Annotated in this window: 15 protein-coding genes; 5 read left to right on the top strand and 10 right to left on the bottom strand. The window is 35.7% G+C overall.

Annotation, left to right across the window (positions count from 1 at the left end; translation table 11 throughout):
* Window positions 1-6: 6 nt before the first annotated feature.
* The gene (polA, locus tag EA412_11320) at window positions 7-2,796 is read right to left on the bottom strand and encodes a DNA polymerase I (protein ID TVR77389.1); all 2,790 of its coding nucleotides are present in this window, start codon (window positions 2,794-2,796) and stop codon (window positions 7-9) included.
* Window positions 2,797-3,082: 286 nt separating this feature from the next.
* Here polA and EA412_11315 point away from each other — a divergent pair, with 286 nt between their 5' ends.
* From EA412_11315 to EA412_11295, 5 genes are all read left to right on the top strand, one after another.
* On the top strand, window positions 3,083-4,945 hold the full coding sequence (locus tag EA412_11315; protein TVR77390.1) for a 2-oxoacid:acceptor oxidoreductase subunit alpha: 1,863 nt from the start codon (window positions 3,083-3,085) through the stop codon (window positions 4,943-4,945).
* 9 nt (window positions 4,946-4,954) lie between these two features.
* A complete protein-coding gene (locus EA412_11310) occupies window positions 4,955-5,980 on the top strand; it encodes a 2-oxoacid:ferredoxin oxidoreductase subunit beta (GenBank protein TVR77388.1) in 1,026 nt (341 codons plus the stop codon).
* Window positions 5,981-5,997: 17 nt separating this feature from the next.
* Window positions 5,998-6,795 carry an alpha/beta hydrolase gene (locus EA412_11305; GenBank protein ID TVR77387.1) on the top strand — a complete coding sequence of 266 codons (798 nt, stop codon included), beginning with the start codon at window positions 5,998-6,000 and terminating at the stop codon, window positions 6,793-6,795.
* A 127-nt stretch (window positions 6,796-6,922) separates the two neighbouring features.
* A complete protein-coding gene (locus EA412_11300; GenBank protein TVR77386.1) occupies window positions 6,923-9,298 on the top strand; it encodes a T9SS C-terminal target domain-containing protein in 2,376 nt (791 codons plus the stop codon).
* A gap of 9 nt (window positions 9,299-9,307) precedes the next feature.
* Complete coding sequence (locus EA412_11295) at window positions 9,308-10,414, top strand: AI-2E family transporter (protein TVR77385.1); 1,107 nt, start codon at window positions 9,308-9,310, stop codon at window positions 10,412-10,414.
* Here the strand turns inward: EA412_11295 and EA412_11290 are convergent.
* The 9 genes from EA412_11290 to EA412_11250 form a co-directional block, all read right to left on the bottom strand.
* A complete protein-coding gene (locus EA412_11290; GenBank protein ID TVR77384.1) occupies window positions 10,411-15,261 on the bottom strand; it encodes a T9SS C-terminal target domain-containing protein in 4,851 nt (1,616 codons plus the stop codon). The genes EA412_11295 and EA412_11290 overlap by 4 nt on opposite strands.
* Window positions 15,262-15,380: 119 nt before the next feature.
* Window positions 15,381-15,893: a hypothetical protein gene (locus EA412_11285; protein ID TVR77383.1), complete on the bottom strand. Its 513-nt coding sequence runs from the start codon at window positions 15,891-15,893 to the stop codon at window positions 15,381-15,383.
* A 235-nt stretch (window positions 15,894-16,128) separates the two neighbouring features.
* Window positions 16,129-17,724: a T9SS C-terminal target domain-containing protein gene (locus EA412_11280; protein TVR77382.1), complete on the bottom strand. Its 1,596-nt coding sequence runs from the start codon at window positions 17,722-17,724 to the stop codon at window positions 16,129-16,131.
* Window positions 17,721-18,314 carry a hypothetical protein gene (locus EA412_11275; GenBank protein TVR77381.1) on the bottom strand — a complete coding sequence of 198 codons (594 nt, stop codon included), beginning with the start codon at window positions 18,312-18,314 and terminating at the stop codon, window positions 17,721-17,723. The genes EA412_11280 and EA412_11275 overlap by 4 nt, the downstream gene beginning before the upstream one ends.
* A complete protein-coding gene (locus EA412_11270; protein ID TVR77380.1) occupies window positions 18,308-18,847 on the bottom strand; it encodes a hypothetical protein in 540 nt (179 codons plus the stop codon). The genes EA412_11275 and EA412_11270 overlap by 7 nt, the downstream gene beginning before the upstream one ends.
* Complete coding sequence (locus EA412_11265) at window positions 18,844-19,038, bottom strand: hypothetical protein (protein TVR77379.1); 195 nt, start codon at window positions 19,036-19,038, stop codon at window positions 18,844-18,846. Before EA412_11265 ends, EA412_11270 begins: the two co-directional genes overlap by 4 nt.
* 92 nt (window positions 19,039-19,130) lie before the next feature.
* Window positions 19,131-21,227: a T9SS C-terminal target domain-containing protein gene (locus tag EA412_11260; protein ID TVR77378.1), complete on the bottom strand. Its 2,097-nt coding sequence runs from the start codon at window positions 21,225-21,227 to the stop codon at window positions 19,131-19,133.
* 25 nt (window positions 21,228-21,252) lie between these two features.
* Entirely contained in the window at window positions 21,253-21,795 is a 543-nt protein-coding gene (locus EA412_11255) for a hypothetical protein (protein ID TVR77377.1), read from the bottom strand.
* A gap of 155 nt (window positions 21,796-21,950) precedes the next feature.
* A partial coding sequence (locus EA412_11250) for a TMF family protein (GenBank protein TVR77376.1) occupies window positions 21,951-22,181 on the bottom strand: 231 nt, incomplete at its 5' end.

Raw genomic sequence — 22,181 nt, 5'->3', positions numbered from 1 at the left:
AACACCCTACTCCTGATCATACCAATTACTACCCGTGGTTGCGTCTACAATTACGGGGACTTTGAGCTTAATGGCGTCTTTCATGATTTCGCGTATTGCTTTGCGGACTTTTTCCTCCTCCTCTAAAGGGGTGTCAAATATGAGTTCATCATGTACCTGCAATATCATCCGGCTTTGCATCTTTTCTTTTTTCAACCACTCATAGACATTTATCATGGCTATCTTTATCATGTCTGCAGATGTGCCCTGAATGGGGGTATTTATAGCATTTCGTTCAGCAAATCCCCTGACAGTTGCATTCCGGCTGTTAATGTCTTTTAAAAATCGCTTTCGACCTTTAAGGGTTTTGACGTAACCGTTATTTCTGGCAAATTCAATGGAATCATTCATGTAATTTCTAATGCCCGGATATTCTTCGAAATAGGCATCTATTAATTCTTTTGCCTCCGTTCGGGAGATCGATAAACGCTGACTAAGTCCATGTGCTGATATTCCATAGACAATTCCAAAATTGACCATCTTGGCCTTACTTCTCATCTCAGAAGTGACATCATTCAAGTCTACTTTAAAAACCTTTGCGGCAGTAGCCGTGTGTATATCCAAACCTTTGTTAAAAGCATCTATCATAGCTTCATCTTCGCTTATAGAAGCCACTATTCTCAATTCAATCTGTGAATAATCCGCAGCAATTAAAGTGTGATTTTTATCTGTTGCTGTAAATGCCTTCCTTATATATCTGCCTTTTTCAGTTCTTATGGGAATGTTTTGCAAATTGGGATTGGCAGAACTTAGCCTGCCGGTTGCCGCTATCGTTTGATTAAAAGAACTGTGTATTTTTCCGGTTTTGGGGTTTATTAATCCCGGCAAAGCATCAACATAGGTGTTTTTAAGCTTCACTAACTCTCTGTAATCCAGTAATTTTGTGACAATTTGATGCTCCCCGGAAATTTTTTGAAGAGTTTCTTCATTAGTTGAAAACTGCCCGCTTTTGGTCTTTTTGCCCTTATAAGGCAATCCCATTTTCCCAAAAAGCACCTCTCCCACTTGCTTGGGAGAATCAATATTAAACTCAGTATCGGTTATTTCAAAAATCTCCCCGGCTAATCCCTGTATGTCCTTCTTTATTTCTATGCTGTATTTTTCCAACACATCTTTATCCAGCTTTACTCCATTATACTCCATATCTGTCAGCACCTGAACCAGAGGCATTTCAATGTCATAAAACAATTGATCCAAACTCTCCTTTTTCAAATCCGGAGCAAAAACCTCTTTCAATTGCAAAGTAATATCTGCATCTTCACAGGCATAGGGATAGACCTCTTCAATATCTATATCTTTCATGCTCTTTTGATTTTTTCCCTTTTTACCGATTAAGGTCTCAATGGAAACCGGAGAGTAGCCGAGATAATTTTCTGCAAGCACATCCATATTGTGACGAGTCTCCGGGTCTAGCAAATAATGAGCAATCATAGTATCAAAATACAGGTTTTTGACTTCTATGCCATACCACTTCAAAACAAGCACATCAAATTTTAAATTTTGCCCGATTTTTCCGATTTTTTCACTTTCAAAAAATGCTTTAAACTCCTTTAAAATATCGCCCCGGTTATCATCTGTCAATGCCACATAAAAAGCCTCCCCGGCTTTCATAGAAAAAGACATCCCTACAATTTCAGTATTATTTGGATTCACCCCGGAAGTTTCTGTGTCAAAGGCGACAAACTTTTGATTCATCATATCACTGAGCAACTTTTCGCGACCTTTTTTATCTTTTACAAGATGATATTCATGCTTAGTGTTTTCAATGTTTTTACCGGCTTCTACTTTTTTCTCTTCCGGCTCTTCTTCCGTATTTGTATTGGCAAATAAATCAAGCTGTCCGCTACTTTTTTGATTGACACTAAATTCTTCACCCAGGATTCTTTTACCCAGTGTCCTAAACTCTAACTCAGCAAAAATCGGCTCCAGAATTTCTTTATCCGGCTTGTTTATCGTCAGATTGTCTTCATTAATATCAATTTCAATATCATCAATAATAGTTGCCAGAGACTTTGATATTAATGCCTGCTCTTTGTTTTCTTCTACTCTTTCCCTTAACTTACCTTTCAGCTCATGTGAATTTTCTAAAATATTTTCGATAGACCCATATTCGCTTATCAATTTTTTGGCTGTTTTCTCACCAACTCCGGGAATTCCCGGGATATTATCCGAACTATCGCCCCAAAGGCCTAAAATATCTATTACCTGCTTTACGTTTTTGATTTCCCATTTTTCTAAAATCTCTTTTTCCCCTAAAATTTCAACTCCCTTCCCCATATAGGAGGGTTTATAGATAAAAATATTTTCGGAAACCAATTGTCCGAAGTCTTTATCGGGCGTCACCATATAAACGGTATAACCGTCTTTTTCAGACTTTTTTGCTAAGGCTCCAATCAAATCATCTGCTTCCAATCCGGCTTTCTCAATAACCGGAATATGCATACCATCCAGAATTTGCTTTATAATGGGAATTGCCCGGGCTATATCTTCCGGCATTTCCTGCCTGTTTGCTTTGTAAAAACTATGAGCTTCTGACCGGTCTGTCTTTTTCTCTAAAGAATCAAAAACTACTGCCAAATGGGTTGGCTTTTCATTAGAAATCAGGTCGTGCAGAGTATTCATGAAGCCGTAAATAGCCGATGTGTTCATGCCTTTGGAATTCATTATCGGGTTTCTGCTAAAAGCAAAGTAAGAACGATAAATCAATGCAAATGCATCCAACAGAAAAAGTTTCTTATCTTTTTGGAGAGTTTTCATAGGCTTATTTTTTCAATAGAAATTTATATCGGGAAAAGTACTTATCCTCAAATTTTAATAATGGTTCAAAATTAACAGTTATAACTTTAAAAAATGTCTGATTCCATCAAAATAAATTATTTGAGGCTAATCTTGGAAATCAAAAGCATTTAGAGAATTTTAGCTAAATTTGCAAAAATGTTAGCAGGTACAAGTCTACCAAAAGTTTACACAAATATGACCGTAAAAACTGTCTAAAAAAATTTATTCGCGGTTAATAGTATCAAGATAAAAAAATCCAATGCCCATGGCATCAAAAATCGAAAAAAAAGAAGAAGTTGTAATTAAATTCGCCGGCGATAGTGGTGATGGAATGCAGCTTACCGGTAATCAATTTACCAATAATACAGCTTTGTTTGGCAATGACGTAGCCACTTTCCCGGATTATCCTGCCGAAATCAGGGCTCCTTTAGGGACTCTTGCGGGCGTTTCGGGATTTCAATTGCATTTTGGCAGCCGTGAAATAGATACACCGGGAGATTCCTGTGATGTTTTGGTTGCTATGAATGCCGCTGCCTTAAAATCAAACCTTAAGTTTGTCAAAAACGGAGGAATTGTCATTGTAAATACTGCCGGATTTGATAACAAAAACTTACGCTTAGCGCACTATGAAATAAATCCTTTGGATGATGAGACCTTGTCAAATCATTTGGTTTATAAAATAGATATTACCAAATTAACCAGAGAATCTTTAGTGGATTTTGAAATGGGCACCAAAGACAAAGACCGGTCAAAAAATATGTTTGTACTCGGTTTTCTTTTCTGGATGTTCAATCGCTCAATGGACAATACGATTGGCTTTTTAGAAGCTAAATTCAAAAAAAATCCCAACATTGCACAGGCAAATATAAAAGCATTAAAAGCCGGCTATAACTTTGGGGACACTACCGAAACTTTCACAACCCGTTTTGAAGTAGATCCCGCAAAATTACCTCCCGGCAAATACAGAGGGGTAATGGGTGGACAAGCAACTGCCTATGGCCTAATCGCTGCCTCAAAAATTGCCGGTATAGATTTATTTTTAGGCTCATACCCTATCACTCCGGCTTCTGATATTTTACATGAACTTTCCAAACATAAAAACTTCAATGTTTTCACTTTTCAGGCAGAAGATGAAATTGCCAGTATTTGTGCAGCCATTGGAGCTTCTTTTGGTGGAAAATTGGCTGTAACAACAACCTCCGGACCGGGAATGGCTTTAAAAACTGAAGCTATGGGGCTGGCTGTTTCTTTAGAAATACCTTTAGTAATTTGTGATGTACAAAGAGCAGGACCTTCAACCGGTATGCCAACCAAAACGGAACAATCCGACTTATTAATGGCTTTGTATGGCCGAAACGGAGAGTGCCCAATGCCGGTAATATCTGCCAGCTCACCTTCAGATAGTTTTGAAGCTGTTTATGAAGCAGCCCGTATTGCATTGGAACACATGACGCCGGTTATTTTTTTAAGTGACGGTTATAATGCCAATGGTGCAGAGCCGTGGAAATATCCTTCCGCCAAAGATTTAAAAAAGATTGAAGTTTCTTTTGCAAAAAAAGCGGAAGATGATGCTCCTTTCATGCCTTATCAACGAAATGAAAAATTGGTGAGGCCCTGGGCAATCCCGGGGACAAAAGGACTTGAGCACCGACTGGGTGGCTTAGAAAAGCAACATTTAACAGGTGACATTTCTTATGATGCCGATAACCATGAATTCATGGTGAAAATGAGAGAAAGCAAAGTTGAAAAAATTGCTGATTTCATCCCTTTACAAAAAACCGATAATGATGTTAATGAAGGAAAATTAGCTATCGTTGGCTGGGGCTCTACTTATGGCGCTATTCGCTCTGCGGTCAGGGAATTGAATAAACAAGGTGAAGAAGTTGCTCACATACACATTCGCTATTTGAAGCCTTTTCCAAAAAATCTGGAAGAACTTTTAAATAAGTTTGATAACATTTTAATTCCTGAAATCAATAATGGTCAGTTAGTAAAAGTTATAAGAGATAAGTTTATGATAAATGCGATTGGCTTTAGTAAAATTAAAGGAGTTCCTTTTACCAAACAGGAAATAATAGATAAGGCTTTAGAAATCACTGCTAAAAAGAAAGAATCGGTTTCAAACTAAAAAAATATTATGGCTACAGATACTCAAACATATACATCTAAAGATTTTACAACTGAGAACGACGTAAGGTGGTGTCCCGGTTGCGGAGATTACTCTATTTTAAAACAAGTTCAAGTTATCCTTCCCGGTATTGGGGTTAAAAAAGAGGATATTGTTTTTGTCTCCGGAATAGGATGTTCATCCCGTTTTCCTTATTATATGAATACTTACGGCATGCATTCCATCCACGGAAGGGCAACGGCTATAGCTTCCGGCTTAAAAGCCTCCCGACCTGAACTCAGTGTATGGATAGTAACCGGTGACGGAGATGGGTTATCCATTGGTGGAAATCATTTAATTCATTTATTAAGAAGAAATCCGGATGTAAATATTCTTTTGTTTAACAACCAAATATACGGCCTTACAAAAGGGCAGTATTCTCCGACATCAGAGGTAAATAAAGTTACTAAATCTACACCTGCCGGATCTATTGATCACCCTTTCAACCCGCTGGCATTGGCTATGGGTGCAGATGCTTCTTTTGTTGCGCGCTCTATGGACCGTGACCCTAAGCATTTGCAGGAAATGTTGCTTCGCTCTTATAAACACAAAGGAAGTTCATTCCTGGAAATCTATCAGAACTGCAATATTTTCAACGATGGTGCCTTTGAAATTTTTACAGATAAAAAATCTAAAAAAGAAGAAACCTTATTTTTGGAACACGGAAAACCATTGGTTTTTGGAGAAAATGAAAACAAAGGTATTCGCTTGGACGGCTTAAGACCTCAGCTTGTAAGCTTAGATGAAGGTTATTCTATTGATGATTTATGGATTCACAATGAAAAAGATTTCTATAAAGCCCAGATATTAGTCAGACTTTTTGACAATGCAGATACAGAAAATCGCATGCCAAGGCCTTTTGGAGTGTTTTTTGAAACAGAAAGAGCTGTTTACGAAGATCTATTGCACCAACAAGTTGAAAACAGCATTGGACAAAAAGGTGAAGGAGATCTCGACAAATTAATCAGCGGCAAGCAAACCTGGGAAATTTTTTAAATCAGGAATATGAAAGGATGAAAAAAGGAATGACTATTTTAGGCAGCTTACTTATAATGTATCTTTTAGTGGTCTTATTCTTTTATTTGTTCCAATCTTCCTTTCTATTTTTTCCGCAAGGAATTTCTTATCAGGTACCGGTAAATGAAGATATAGAAGAAGTAGTAATTCCTGTTTCTGAGGGTAGAAATTTGCACGGCTGGTTTTCCAAACAAAGCAATACTGAAAAACATAAGCTGATTATTTATTTCGGAGGCAATGCCGAAGAAGTATCTCATTTAATTAGTGCAACCCACTTTATAGGTGATTATTCCTTATTACTCATAAATTATCCGGGCTATGGAAAAAGTGACGGAAGGCCCGGAGAAAAGAGCTTTTTTGAAGCCGGACTAGCCATTTATGACTATGCAATTTCAAGAAATGATATCAGACACGACAAAATCAGTGTTATGGGCAGAAGTATAGGAACCGGAACAGCAACTTACTTAGCAAGCAAAAGGGCGGTAGATAAAGTCATTTTAATATCCCCTTTTGAAAGTATTCGGGCAGTGGCTCAATCAAAAATGCCTTTTTTACCCATCAATCTACTTTTAAAACATCGTTTTGATTCTAAAAAATATGCTCAGCAGATTTCCTCACCGACACTTATTTTTTATGGAACCAATGATAACATTATACCACCTAAGCATACTAAAGAACTTGCCGGATATTGGAAAGGTGCTGTAAAAACCAATGTCTTAGAAGGCTACAATCACAATAATATTTTTGAAAGTCCTGAAATGTGGACTGAAATAAATACCTTTTTAAAGGACTAAAAATATTTTCTGTTACATTAAAACGTTTATCTTTTAGAACAGTAAATATTGATTTTTTTTTAATTAAAGTTAAAAAAGCCTTTACATTAAAATAAAATTTATTTATTTTGCATGTTAGGAATATCATATGAAAAAGTATTTACTCATTTTTTTACTTGTTTTCATTCAATTGTTACTCGTTAACTCACAATTGATTAGCGACCCTATTGTGATAAATGAGTTTATGGCATCCAATAGTCAGACTATTGCTGATGAAGATGGGGATTATGAAGACTGGATTGAAATTTTCAACAAAGACTCAGTAGCTCATAATCTTGCCGGTTATCATTTGAGTGACGATTTACAACAACCTTTAAGATGGGTTTTTCCGGATACCCTTTTACCCGCAGGAGAGTTTTTGTTAGTTTTTGCTTCCGGAAAAGACAGAACCGGAAATGAGTTGCATACAAATTTTAGAATCAGTGCAAGTGGTGAGCCTTTAATACTTTCTTCCCCGGGGGGAGTGACTTTAGATTATATTGAGCCTTTAGAGCTGGAAACGGATATTTCCTATGGCAGAATTCCGGACGGAGGTAATAATTTTTATTTCTTTTCGGAGACTACACCCGGTTTTTCAAATTATGAAGGCACAAAACACTTTGTCCCAAATGCAGAGTTGCAGTTCTCAAAACCCGGTGGATTTTATGAAGAGGCTTTTGACTTATTTATTATGTCCAGTGATTCGCTTTCTGTTATTTATTATACTACCGACGGAAGTGTTCCGGATACATCATCTTATATTTTTGACACCGGCTTAAACATAAAGCAATCTGCCGAACTTCCGTATCCCGATATTATTGATATCGTAACAACCACTCCGAACGGACCTGGTGGATACGCATGGATTGCACCACAGAATGAGGGATTCAAAGCAAATGTAATCCGCGCAAGAGCTTTCAGAGGAGATACGGCAGTGACTGAAATTTATACACACTCATATTTTATTGATGAAAAAGTATTTAACCGCTTCAATTTGCCGGTAATTTCAATTTCATTAGATGAAAATGCCCTTTTTGACGTAGACAGCGGAATATTTGTTGCCGGCACAACTTATGCAGAAAATCCCGAAACAGGATTTCACTGGGGAACCGGTAACTTTCATAACAGAGGTCAGGAATGGGAAAGATCCGCTAATTTTGAGTATTTTGAAAAAGGTTTTGAAAAAATTTTAAATCAGGAAATCGGTGTTCGCATACATGGATTCGGGAGCAGAGCCCTACCACACAAAAGCCTGAGACTTTACGCAAGAAATCTGTATGGCAAAAACACTTTTGAACATCAGTTTTTTGAAGACGATACCCTTAAAAGTTTTCGAAGGCTTATTTTAAGAAACTCCGGGCAGGATTTTAGTTCTACTATGCTGGCAGATGCCGTAACTCACGAGCTGGTTAAAGATTTGGATTTGGAGTTTATGCGATATCAACCGGCTGTCCTCTTTATAAACGGTGCTTACTGGGGGATAGTGAATATTAGAGAAAGAATCGACAATAACTACTTAGCTGCCAGAAGAAATGCTGACCCCGACAATCTTGATATTTTAGAAAATAACATACTGGTTAATGAAGGAAGCTATGAGCACTATTTGCAAATGCTGGATTACCTCCGTTCAAATCCCATTTTTACGGAAAGTCAGTTTAAGAATGCAGAAGCCCTGATGGATGTAAATAATTATATTGACTATACCATTGCTAAACTTTATTTTGGTGTGTATGACTGGCCCGGGAACAACGTTCGCTACTGGAGAGAAAATAAAGTTGGCAGCCTTTGGAGGTGGTACTTTTTTGATAATGATGATGCCTTCAAAGATGTGCACTTCAACAGCTTAGAACATGCAACAGCTTTGGACGGACCTGATTGGCCTAACCCGGAATGGAGTACTGAACTTTTTAGATTGTTGCTAAATAGTGAAGTTTTTAGAGGTAGATTCCTCGAACGTTTGGCGTATCACCTAAGCTTTACCTTTTCAAGCAAAAAAGTGTCTGATGAAATTACAAAAGCAGCTGAAGCTATTAAAGCTGAAATGCAGCACCATATTTACCGCTGGAATTATCCAAAAGATATAAGCAGCTGGCACAGAAATATTGATGATATGTTTTATTTCGCAAAAAACAGACCTTGCGCGCTTTGGGAAATGGCAATTAATTTCTTTGAACTTGAAAATGATTTTATCGGTTATGAGATATGTGAAGATGAGGATGCCTATAAACCGATAATCTTCATTTTCCCGAATCCTTCAAATGGTGCATTCAGTGTTAACATAACAACTTATAAACCATCTGCAAGTGGGAATATAAGAATTTCAAATATGTTGGGTCAGATTGTTTATGACGAATCAATTATTTTCACTGAAGGGGAAAACTTTAAAGATATCAAATTGCCGGTTAGTGCTTCGCCCGGTATTTATCAAATCATGGTAACTGTTGGAGATGACAATACTGCAAGCAGTAGGTTCGTAACTTTTTAAAAAAAAGATATTTTGGAAATTAAATTACCCGGTTATCTTCGAGCTGTAGTCATATTATTTGGTATAGTATTGATCGTGCACCTTTTAGTTGTTGGAAAACAAATAATTGCACCCCTTTTATTTTCTGCTTTTTTAGCTTTTTTGACGATGCCTCTGGCAATACGTCTGGAGAAATTAAAAGTCCCCCGAATTATAGCTTCTATACTTTGTGTATTAGCTATTACCATTTTTTTAGCCGGTGTTTTATATTTTTTCATTACTCAATTAGGTGGATTTACTGAGGAAATACCAAAATTACGGGAAGCCTTAAGTGAAAAGCTTCAACATCTTAAATCACCCATTGAAGAGTATATAGACTTGAGTTCTGTATCCTTTAGCCGGGTAGGGATTTTTGATTTCATTCAAGAAAATATAACAGTAATTACCGGGGGTATAATATCTACTGCGGGCAATCTGACTGTTGCCTTCATGATCCCTGTATATCTTGTTTTACTCCTTTTTTATCGTGATTTTCTATATGAGTTTTTATTAAAAGCTTTTGGAGAAGTAGATAAACCGGAAAAAATTAGAGAAACCGTTTTAAAAGTCCGGGGCGTGATATTTAATTATCTATCAGGAATGTTTTTTGTCATATTGATTCTGTTTGTCTTAAATAGCATCGCTTTAACTTTACTTGGGGTTGAAAATGCCCTCTTATTTGCTGCCTTTGCTGCTATACTTAATGTTATTCCATTTGTCGGTCCGCTAATCGGTTCAATAATACCTATCTCTTATACTTTTATCACCCATGAAAGCTTGTGGATACCATTTGGTGTTTTTCTTTCCTTTTATGTGATACAATTAATGGAAAGTAATTTTTTTACACCTAAAATTGTAGGCAGTAAGGTTAGCATGAACCCTTTAATGACGCTATTAATCATTTTTATAGGCGCACTAATTTGGGGCTTTGTCGGAATGATTCTCTTTATCCCGCTATTAGCAATGCTTAAGATAATTTTTGACCAAATTGACCCGCTAAAACCCTATGGCTACCTTTTAGGAGAACCCGAAAAACCTGCAAAAGTGCCTTCTGCAGGTTTATTCAAAAAAATTGGTAACTTCTTAAAAAAAGATTAATTAATCAAATCAATTTTTGAATGAATACTTTCGCCATCTTCTAAGGTAACATTCAAAATATACATTCCGGAAGCAAAATTACTTAAGTCAAGATTATACTTTGAATAGCCGTCTGAATTATATGTATTTACCGGTTTAATCTCTTTTAAAACAGTTCTTCCGGTTAAATCCGTTAGCTCTATATAACTGACGGTAGAAGTATTTGAAAATTCAACAGTTATATGACTAAATGCAGGATTCGGATATATTTTAACTATAGTTTTTTCCTGAGTTTCTATCCCTGTGCAATTGTCTAAAAACACACTTATCGTTTCTGAAACATTACAACCATTTTCTGTTTGTGCTGTAATCACAAATTCATAAGTACCTTCTGCATAACCATCGGTGTTCCATTCCAGAGTGTTGCCGGTAGAATTGATTTCTCCCACCCATTCATAACTTTCTAAATCACTTTGGGCAGATAAAACAACATCATCACCAATACAAATTATTGTATCACTACTTAATAAAACTGTTTCAGGAGCTTCTTTAACCGAAATTTCAATCTCTTTTAAATTCGATTCGCAATAAAATGACAGCTCCCAATCATAGAAGTAATAGTAGTAATCTGCACTGAAGGAACTTCCTATAATTTTAGCTAAGCCACCAATATCATAAGGGTATTCAGCTCCATTATTATTTCTGTAAAGTGATACATCATTAAAGGCTCCCATTCCAAGTCTGTAGTTAGAGCCTACAGGAACATTAAAACCTAATCCTACTCTATTTTCTCCTTCTATAACATTTACACTTTGCTGATCAATCATATCGCCATTATTATCCGATAATGTAATGATTATCATATCAGCCCCATTTGCATACACTGTTACAGAATCTAAAATAACATCATAATATGTGTCAAAAATCTGGTATTGATTCGTTGAAGAAAGAAATCCTCCCGATGCAAAAGAACTATTTTCACTTCCGCCGAAAGCCTTCACATATCTTCTTTGCTCGACAAAAATACTTTTATCCTGCTGTATATTTTGAATGGTATACACAGCTCCGGAACCTAATAAGGTACTGCCATTTGCATCTTCATACCAATTTACTAAATCCCCGGACTGAAAATCAATATTAAGACTTATATCCTGATTTTTACAAACAGTAAAATCTCCGGGAGTTGAAATCAAATCAATTTCAAAAAAGTTACTGATTACAACACCTGAAATGGTGTCATTTTCCTGAAAAAAGTCTCCGGGTTTGTCCGAGTGAACTGAAATTTCATACTCTCCGGCCTGGCTTAAATCGAGGGTTTGAGAAAACTCAAAAAGCTCCGTTTGTCCGGGATATAATACGCCCTGATATAATTCAGATAAAACAAGTTGATTGTTCACTTTTAAATTCACATCAAAAGCATTAATCGTATCCTGACCAAAGTTTTTCAATTCGACGATTACAATCGTTTCATCTGATAACCCACATCCGCTGACCGGATAAATCACTTCAGTAATTCCGGCATCTTTTACACGACTTTCATATATAAGTACATCATCAATTGCTACTCCTTCAAAATTTACCGTATGATCAGATTCAAACAAAAAGCGGAACTGAACCAGATTTTCGCCTACAAGTCCCGGCAACTCGGTTGAATAATTTTCCCATTCAAAAAAACGACCGCTCCATTTAGGAGGACTAACAGGCCCTAACTGACTGGTATTATTATAAAGGTCTGCATTGGAAATTTTTGTCCATGTGTTTGCACTATCTGTAGAAAACTCCAAAATCATTCCATCGTAGTTATTTTCTATTTGCAAAAACAACCAGGCTGAAAAATTAATTTCCTGCACCTGACTAAAATCAAAACAAGGCGAAACCAAAGCTGCTAATGCATTATTGGGATAATTAGATGTCAATCCCGTAACCCAGGCATGCTGACCACTTTTTGCATGCGATATATTCATTCCTGAAGGATTTCCATGCTCCCACAAATCACTGTCTTCTTCACTACCTCTTACCCATCCCATGCGGCCGGATTCAAAATCAGCAAAATAAGGGTAATTGTCTATAAATGGAATTTTTTCAATAACCTGATGTATAGTATCATTCTGAGACACAAGATCATTAGATGCACTAACCCATATACTGATTGGGTGAATACCGGTAGCCGACAAATCTACCGGCTGCTGAAAAGTATATAAAACAGTATCGCCCGGCTCAATTACGGATTGAATAGCTTCATTCAGCACTGTCGTTCCTTTCTGCAAACTGATTTGCGGATTAGTAACCGTCATATTTCCTTTGTTTACAACATTGACAGAAATATGTTCCTGATCTGTAAAATAACACGAATAGGCTTCATTTAAAATATTCAAAACTGCTAAATCCACATAATTACAACTCCAATTAAAGGGCGTATTCCGCTCAGCAAAAACCCTTCTGCTCTTTTCTCCGTTAGGGCCGTTAGCAGAAACACTAAACCAGTAGCTTTCTGTAACATCATCAGGAACATAAGTAAAGGTTGTCTGTCCAGTAGTTGTTATGGAATCCATGTATTTGTCACCTAATTTATAAATCGTATAATCAACTGCATTGGGAACCACATTCCAACTTAAATCTATTTCCGGAGGGCAGTCGTGATCCACAGTAAAATTGCCCGGCTGTCTGAAAATATGAAAATCACTTTCAGAATAAGAAACTATCCCCGGACGGCTTACTCTGATTCGGGCGTTTGCCGTTGAAACATTTGGAACTTGCCAAAGTAAATACCTTTGATCCGCCGGTACAAGATTAATCAATGACCAATTTTGTCCGCCATCTGTTGATAATTCAACCAAGATATTGCCTTGATGAACTCCATGTAGATCCCAGCTTAACACAACTTCTTCATTTGGTATAAACTTTTCCCCGCCACTTGGATAAGTAACTACTAAATCATTGTATGTATAGCTGTAAACAATATAAAATTCCTGTGGACCAAAAGGAACTTCTGTACCGTTTACCTCTATTAAATAATTTCCGGCTTGTGGTTGATTTATAGTAACCTGCTCCTGATTGTTCAGCGTATCTATGCCTCTAACTGCCGGTGCATTTAATGAGGCCGGATCCGGTGTGCTGTTTAATACCCAGGGATAATAAATATCTCCGTTGGGGCTTACTATTCGCATATCCAAATCGTTTACCAAAGCTCTGGGAGCCTGAACTTGTGCCTCTTTATCATGCCAATATATCATTACTTTTACTTCCTCTACATTGGGTGGAATATTTAACTGGAAGTTTTTTTGCTCATTTTGCAGTATTAAATCATGAAAGTATTGCTGATTTTCAAGCATTTCTAATGACTTTCGGGCATTAACTCTTCCATAACCGTAAATAAAATCCGGACCGGGATTACCTAAATCATCTGCTCCATTTAGTAAAAAAGCTTTAATTAATGCTGATCCTGCCTCACTGCCTGAATTTAAGCTTTTATATGCATGCATTAATTGTGCAATAACACCTGAAATACCGGGTGCCGACATAGAAGTACCGGTTTTAAAATCATAACTATAGTCTTCAATAGTTGAATAAACTGAAGTTCCCAGTCCTGTTATGTGCGGAAAAACACGTCCGTCACTGGAAGGCCCGCGGCTACTTGAGTTCCTGATTATATCCTGATAATTCAAATTTCCAACTGTAACTACATTCTTTCCTACTTTTACACCTCCGGTAATATTTCCCCAATCACTACCGGCACCGTAACCACAGTTTGATGTCCCATTATTACCTGCCGAAAAAACATGTATCATTCCGGGATGATTTTTTATTTGCAAATCGGCAGTTTGAGCAAAAGATGTGTATCCGGCATTACATCCATTACTATATGATGTTGAAGTGATTCTTACACTATCAGAATAATAAAAATTTGGAGAACGATTTATAGCATTCCAAACATGAAATGAAATCAAATTACTCCCGGGAGCCATTCCTCTTGCTCTTGGATCTCTGTTGCCTGCACCGGTAATGGTACCCGCACAATGATCGCCGTGATTACCGGTAGTTCCGTTTACATTTGTCTGATCTATTCTTCCCTGAAAATCTATGTGAGGTCCAATAAAACCATCGTCTCCTATAGAAATAGTCACTCCACTGCCATCATAAGGAATAGCCTGATTTATCGAATTGCTTATATATGCCGAACGATGCGTTGATATAGCTTTTCTATTTTCCGGCTCAGCAGGTGGCGGGACCGGTTCCACACTTGCAATAAATGGTAAATTATGTAAATCTAATGCTTCAGATGCTTTAACGGTAAGCTGCATTGAATTATTTATCGGATCAACTTCTGAAATATTTCTGCGACCATAAATGCTTTCAAGCTCTGCTAATTTTCGCTCAAATGCAGGGCCTCTGTTAAAAGTTATCACCAGTTTATAATCGCTTTCATTGGCCAAAGCCCATTCAGGAACACTTCTGTTTAAAATATCCTGATGAAAAACAAGAGCTTCCGGTATTGGAGTTATATTAACAACTGATGATTCAGATACCCAATTTTGCCAGGAAGCTGCTAAATCAACTTTTACGATATAAGTATTTACCGGCAAAAAGTAGAGGTATTCAATCCCATACTTTTGAAAATGTACATTCATGAAGTTTCCTTCAGGTATTTCATCAAACTGAGCTAATAGCCATACATAACCATCAAATGAAATTGATTGCATTAGATCATCTTTCTCTAAAACCCAGTTTTTATCGGGATATTGGTCTGAGGGGAATACAACACCATTGTTAGTATACAATGGGATATTTTGATTTTCGCCTGAAACAGCCGCCGTAAATAAAAAAAGGAATAGGGAGCTTAAAGCAAAGGGTATTATAAATTTTCGCACTTCTTATGGAGTTTGTAAACAATAGATAAAGATAATAAAATCTTTTTGTACTGAAAACATCGGATTGAACTTAGTATATAACATTTTTATTAATATACATAAAGTGTGAATTTATGTAATTACCTTGTACGGAAGGAATTTATCATTCGATTAGCTACGGATTCGTATGTACGGAAATTTTCGCCCATGCCTGTATATGTAATAATAAACCATGAAGAGCCATTTTGTATAAAGACCTGTTTCCAATGCAGGTTCATATCCATCAATTTTCCGCTATACTGCATAATATATGCATCCAGATTACCTATTTTACTATATTCGTTTTTAAAGATTTGAAGGTTATCAATCAACGAGTGCATTTCCTGTAAACTTTTGTGAGCGCTTTTCTTTAAATCAATGGAATCTTCAATAAGTTGGTAAACGATATTGACATTTTCGATAAAAAGACGGTCTGCGGAATTTGCCTGAGGTCTTGTAAACATTGCTACTACCGCCCCGTAATTAGAACCCATTACTTCCCAGTCGCTTTGGTAATCTATAGAAAACAAATGCGAACCATAGGTTTTCCAATCACCCGAAAAAGCAGTTTGAAGAGAAAAAATAAGTAAAAAAAAAGTAAAAAGTATTTTCATAAGCTTTATAAGAAACGAAAATAACATTTTTAAATTCTACTTTTTAGAAAAAATTTAAGGTATAGCTGCTAAAGCTGATATTCTTTTGTAAAGTATTGAAAAAAGATAGGGAAAAGTGGACATGCATCTCAAACACGCATTCACTTTTGGGTTGTACTTTGATGCGGGTGGGTGGATAGAAGAACTCCATAAAAATATGTTAAGAAATACAACCCTCAACTGATTAAGCCTATCTTTACCTTACAATTACCAATTTGTCAGAATAAGTAGATTTATTAGACACAAGTGTTAAAAAATAAGTTCCGTTATCTAAATTTTCGATATTTAATGTTTTTGCATTAACATTGTTTTCAGTAGTAATGTCAAATACTTTTCTGCCGGAGAAATCGGTTATAACAATTTGTTGAGCAATTTCATCAGGTGGATGTGAGAAATTGATGGTTATATGACTATTTGCCGGATTAGGGTAAAATGAAAAACGTGAATGCTTACTTTTTCTTTCTATTACTTCAAGATTACTTCTATTTAGTACACGGATTGGTGGATATTCAATTTCAGGAGCAGCTTTTCGTGCAGTAGAGTTGCATGGATTTATTTCTGCCACAAATGAGCTACCCGGTTGAGCATCAAAGCCCGGATTTAGCTCTATAAATGTAGTTGCATGGTATTCGTAATGTGCTTCCTCAAAAATTATTACACCGGGGTTATCATTTTGCGAAGGGTCATTGGTAGTGATTTCAGCTTTTGAACGGATATAGATTTTGTTTTCAGCCTGATAATCCTGTGCAGGAAAGTAATATCCGTAAATATCTTCTAATGAACTATGGCAATCTATTTTTCTATTTTGCAAGCCAAATTGATCCACCATCCAGTTTTTAGAGGGATTCAGTTTTGACCGAATAGCATTTCGAGGATAAATATTTCTAAATTTTGAAACATGAAATACATCCCAAAAACCACTACAAGTATCCGAGTCAGGCCATGTAGCTGAAGCATTTCCGACAAGTCGCTCAGAAAAATTAAACATACCTGACCCTGAGGAACCACCCTGTATAGGTCCTGGTTCTATGTCTTGTACTGCATAAAAAGGCCATTCAATATAACTGCAAACCACCTGTGTTGAATATGCCCAGCCAAAGAAAAAATCAATAATTGCTGTTACTACGTAGCAACTCACTGCCAAATTTGAGGTAACATTATATACACTGGAAGTTGTTGACAACTTTTTGATATCACCTCTTGGATGATGGACAAACAAGTTACTTGGCAAAATAAAAGGTCCTGATAGCCATCCAGCATGAGCCACATCAAAATGAGGAGGAATGGGATCAATAATTCTAAGTAAGGCAAAGTCTCCTAATACACAAGATACTTTTTTTATTAATTCTACTTGAGATTCATGGTAATATCCAAATCCACGCGATTCAGGATCGCCAGTCTTGGCTATACTTTGAGTGATTAGTGGGCCTCTGTTATATACTGCTGTTGAAATATCATCGGAGTTAGGACTTTGAAAATTGAACATAAATCTAAGAGTATTATTCTCAAAATCAAATTCATCACCTCCACAATTCGTACCTGTTTTAAAACAATGCCAATTTGTAACAAAATAATAACCTAAATCATCATCTTCTTCATCCCTGTTAATTAAAACACCTGTGCACCTTCCGATTCCGATAACATTAAACCTAAAAGTTGCTTTCTTTAGTAGATTAAAATCGGAAATTGAGTTTGCATTTTGTTGACATTCAAGAGATTGTTCAAACTGTGCAAAAAGATTGTAACTATAGAGAATCAAAGAAAAAGAAAGCAATATTATTTTACTAATCATTGTATAAAGTATTTAGTTAAATAAAAGGTGTCTTGAGTGTCATGATTAATCCAACCTGTAGGTCCTAAATCTCTTTCGTAAAACATGGTATGATCTGAGTTTCCAGCTTGTATAAAAGCTATCTCTTCCATTTCTTCGTTCCTGAAATTGATACTATTTTTAAAATCAAGTTCAGCTTCTGAATCAGTAATGGTAAACCACACACGATCTACCATTTCTATATTAATAACAAAGAAAAGTGTATTGCAATAAATTGTGGTAGCTGTAAGATTGCTGTTTGTTGAACTAAAATTATTAGAAAAATAATTTAATTTTGCACGAAGTACATAATGTGTTTCACAATAATCCTCAATTGTAGTATCTGTCTCAACTACAACAATTGTATCACTCAATAATCCATCAGAAGTTTCATAAATCCACCAATTACCAGGTTTATACATTCCAATCAATTCAATATGATCTTCTAAAGGACATGAAGTTCTTTCCTTGCATCCACAACTTACCATTGTTATAATTACAAATGCTAAAAATGAAGCTATCAAATAAAACTTTAGGCTTCTCATTTCGTAAAATTTATAATAAATTACCATATTTGAATAGATTTAAAAAACTGGCTTGAATGATTATCCAGTTCCGTTTTTTCAAAATCTGCAGCACCTGTAGAAAAAACATAAAACCTGTTATTATAAATAAAAACCCAGGCATACATATGTCCGTAATTATAATCAGGGTGTTCGTATTTAAACTTTACTTCAAGTCCATTTATCGTATCATTGCCGATTACCATGTTAATCAATTGTACATTGTCTTCAATACTGTTGGCAACCGTTAGCATACTTGAGCCAATTGCCAGCAAAGTATCATAATCATTTGCCATGAGTATGTCTTCAAAGTATGGGTCAAAATTGTCAAATGACATACTATCCATAAAATGTGCTGAAAAGGCTACAGTTGAATCAGTTTCAAGTGAATAAAACAATAAATTTAATGTATCAATCTCAAGAGGATGACCGGGTAAATCAAATGAAAAATCACCTCGTGAAGCATTGTATGTATTCCAATTTCCTAATAAAACTAAAGGAAATATGAGCAAAAGTCCTAAAAGATAAATGTGCTTTTTCATTGTTTATTATTAATTTCATCCAATTCTTTTCTCAATTCAAGTACATACAGCGTCAGTTCTTCAATTTTTTCCAGTAAAAGTGCATTCATTTCAGCTACATCTATACCGGTTTTTACGACTTCTTTAGCTGAGGGGATTCCCGGCAAATGTCGGTATGTCTGTATAAAGGTTTCCACTTCATCTAAAGACATAAGTTGATAATTATCTTCAAATACATGATCTGCTCATTCAGAAGTGTTTTTAACCGCAAATTATACAAAAAAGGCAAATACCAAAAAAGCTGTTAATTCTCTTTAAGGATTATTAACCTTTTAGTGGAAGTCTCATTTTTCGTTCTTACATGTATAAAATAAACACCATTACTTAAATGAGCAATGCTTGTTACAAATCCATGTAATCCTTTTTCAAGACTTGAACTATTAATGATTTGGTTTAATATCTGTCCACTTACATTAGTTATTTTTACAGTCATATCTGTATCTTCCGGTAAATTAAACTTAAGATTCAGAATATCTTCTTTCACAGGGTTTGGATAAATATAAAAATAAAAATCATCGTTATCGTTATTTGTTTCGTGCATAAATTTAGAAGTCTTTTCATCTGTTTCTTTTTCATAAAATTTTGACATAATTGTAGGGCAGTCTTCAATTATTACTTCAGAGATAATAGTATCTTTACATCCAATAGAATCAGTAACAATGAACATTACTGAAAAGGTATCTGTAGTTTGATAAGTATGCAAAGGATTTTCAGTCGTTGATCTTAACCCATCACCAAAATACCACAAATAAGTGTAGGGAGGAACTCCTCCGGTAGTGGTATTTGTAAAATGAACAGTTTGTCCTTTACATGTTGGTGTATCTACATCAAACGAAGCTTCTACTTTTTCAAGCCATAAAACAAGTAGAGTATCATTTACCCAATCAGGAATTGTATGGAAACCGGGATCTTTAATCTTTAAACCACTTCCGGAATCTAATGCTAGTGTGTATAGATTTATACTATCACTTCTCAAAGGCTCATCCAGATCAAGCCAATATGAACCTTCAACTATGGTACTAGTAGAATCTACTATGTTAAAACTGTCGTCTTTCAAAAATAAAGTTGGTACATACTCCAAAGAAGGTGCCGACTGAAAACATGGGGTAAGTGTATCATAAGCAAGCATTGTTCTAATAGCAAATATAGTTGTGTCTATTGACACAATTTCATTGGTATCAACACCAAAAATAGCAAATATTTGTTCTTCAGTTGGCCCCTCATCATCCCCGCTGCCTAACATTAATGGTTCGGAAGATAAGCAAAAGCCCCCAGCTCGTATATCTACAAAACTTCCGGCTTCTGCATGAAAACCGGTTAACAAATCTACCCTATTCCCTGCTACAACTTGCACTCTTGTTCCGCTATGCATAATAGTAAATAATTCATCGATAGGAAAACCATCTACATTTCCCTGCCCGGCTACCAAATGTGATAAAACCACTTCATTAGTTGCACATATAGCAACATCTTCCCCATCATAAAATTCACTTCTTCCAAAATATTTATCAGCTGAAACTAAATAATGAACTGGAATACAATCTGAAACATAGTTTTCTGTTTCAACATTCATATTGTGAGGTGCTGGAGAATTTCCACCAAAATAACCTCGCTTTATGTATCCACTCACTTCAGGAAAAGGAATGCCAAAATACATTGGCAATATTTGTCTTCTGATAACAGCTGTTTTATCTCCTGCTGTCATATATAAGCCTCTATGTGAAAAAACATATTCTATATCGATTTCTTCATTTTGTTCAACAAATTGTTTCATATTAATCCATTCTATACCTATATGTCCATCATTACATCCAGACTGGTTTCTATGGTCTATATGTGTGTATAGCCCTAATTCAATTTTGTTCTGTGAAGCATTCCACTTCCACCCTGCTGTTACGTAATCCCGTCTGTAATTACATCTTGCAGCCCAACGACCTAACTTATTCCATGAGTTTTGTAAACTCCATGCATCCGTATTAGTAATGTTATTATTATTACAAACACTTGCAAGATCTTGCAAATCAATCAGATTAAAGTTATAATCAGTATTGCTTTGCCATTCAGCCTTAAATCGAATTGTTCGATAAACCGGTGCCGAATATCTCGTTCTTTTTGGTATTGGAGGAGCACAAGAACCATTAGCTGATACAATTTCAGATCCTCCCACCCATGGCAACCAATTAGGTACTACTAAACGTAACTTACATATATTTGTTTGACACCCACTTGGGTGACAGCACTTTCTAAACTGCATATCTCTATCCGTTAATGACCCGCATTGTGAATAGATAAACAATGGGAAAATTATAAAAAGCAAAAAAGTGCATGTTATATTTTTCATAATATTGTAATTGTTACTGTTGCTTTTAAAATCGATACGCTAATAGTAAACCCGGTTTTAGAAAAAACTCATTTGAAAAAAATCCTGTATGGTTAACCCCCCACCATCCAACGCCAAAATTGATATCTAAATATAATCGCTCGTTTAAAAAATATAATGGATTTAGCCTGCCAATGCCTATTCCAAATATGCCCTCAGGTGAAAAACTTTCTATATCTGAAAAAAGCATCATTAAAACTAATGGATAAACATTATAAAAAAATCGAGATTCTTTTGTTTTCAGGTAATACCTATATTCAATATTTAACATGTATCCAAAGTACGTGATATCAAAAGCATCCGGAAATGGATTAACAAAAACTAACATGTTGGCAGAAAAATGGAGACCGGAATGATAAGTAATACTTCTCTCATAAGCAAGTGAAAGCTGATTCCAAAATACTAATGGCAATACCATCCCCTTCACCATATTCTTCCTTTCTCTTTCTTCAATACTTTCTGTATTGTTTAAATATTTACTATACATCATACCGGATTCTGAGTTAGGATAAACAGAAGCAATATTCAATAGAAATATCAGACAAAACAGAACAGTATGTAATATTGGTTTTATCATTTTGTCCAGTAATTTTATGTTTTATTTCCCAGTGCTGTAATTTAAATTGCAAACATTATAATGGTGCTGCTTGCTCATTAAAATTAGAATAAACAATTAATGTTGTTTCAATAATTATTCTTCTTTAATCCATCCAATTCTTTTCTCAATTCAAGTACATACAGCGTCAGTTCTTCAATTTTTTCCAGTAAAAGTGCATTCATTTCAGCTACATCTATACCGGTTTTTACGACTTCTTTAGCTGAGGGGATTCCCGGCAAATGTCGGTATGTCTGTATAAAGGTTTCCACTTCATCTAAAGACATAAGTTGATAATTATCTTCAAATACATGATCTGC

The sequence above is a fragment of the Chitinophagaceae bacterium genome (assembly GCA_007695095.1).
GTDB lineage: Bacteria > Bacteroidota > Bacteroidia > Chitinophagales > REEL01 > REEL01.
Note: the sequence above shows the minus strand (reverse complement) of the source record. Positions and strands in the feature narration are given on the sequence as shown.

Coding starts and splice junctions, on each gene's coding strand:
- EA412_11275 (TVR77381.1), bottom strand. CDS start 18,314: ATGGTAATTTATTATAAATTTTACGAAATGAGAAGCCTAAAGTTTTAT.
- EA412_11270 (TVR77380.1), bottom strand. CDS start 18,847: ATGAAAAAGCACATTTATCTTTTAGGACTTTTGCTCATATTTCCTTTA.
- EA412_11260 (TVR77378.1), bottom strand. CDS start 21,227: ATGAAAAATATAACATGCACTTTTTTGCTTTTTATAATTTTCCCATTG.
- EA412_11265 (TVR77379.1), bottom strand. CDS start 19,038: ATGTCTTTAGATGAAGTGGAAACCTTTATACAGACATACCGACATTTG.
- EA412_11315 (TVR77390.1), top strand. CDS start 3,083: ATGGCATCAAAAATCGAAAAAAAAGAAGAAGTTGTAATTAAATTCGCC.
- polA (TVR77389.1), bottom strand. CDS start 2,796: ATGAAAACTCTCCAAAAAGATAAGAAACTTTTTCTGTTGGATGCATTT.
- EA412_11310 (TVR77388.1), top strand. CDS start 4,955: ATGGCTACAGATACTCAAACATATACATCTAAAGATTTTACAACTGAG.
- EA412_11285 (TVR77383.1), bottom strand. CDS start 15,893: ATGAAAATACTTTTTACTTTTTTTTTACTTATTTTTTCTCTTCAAACT.
- EA412_11305 (TVR77387.1), top strand. CDS start 5,998: ATGAAAAAAGGAATGACTATTTTAGGCAGCTTACTTATAATGTATCTT.
- EA412_11300 (TVR77386.1), top strand. CDS start 6,923: ATGAAAAAGTATTTACTCATTTTTTTACTTGTTTTCATTCAATTGTTA.
- EA412_11280 (TVR77382.1), bottom strand. CDS start 17,724: ATGATTAGTAAAATAATATTGCTTTCTTTTTCTTTGATTCTCTATAGT.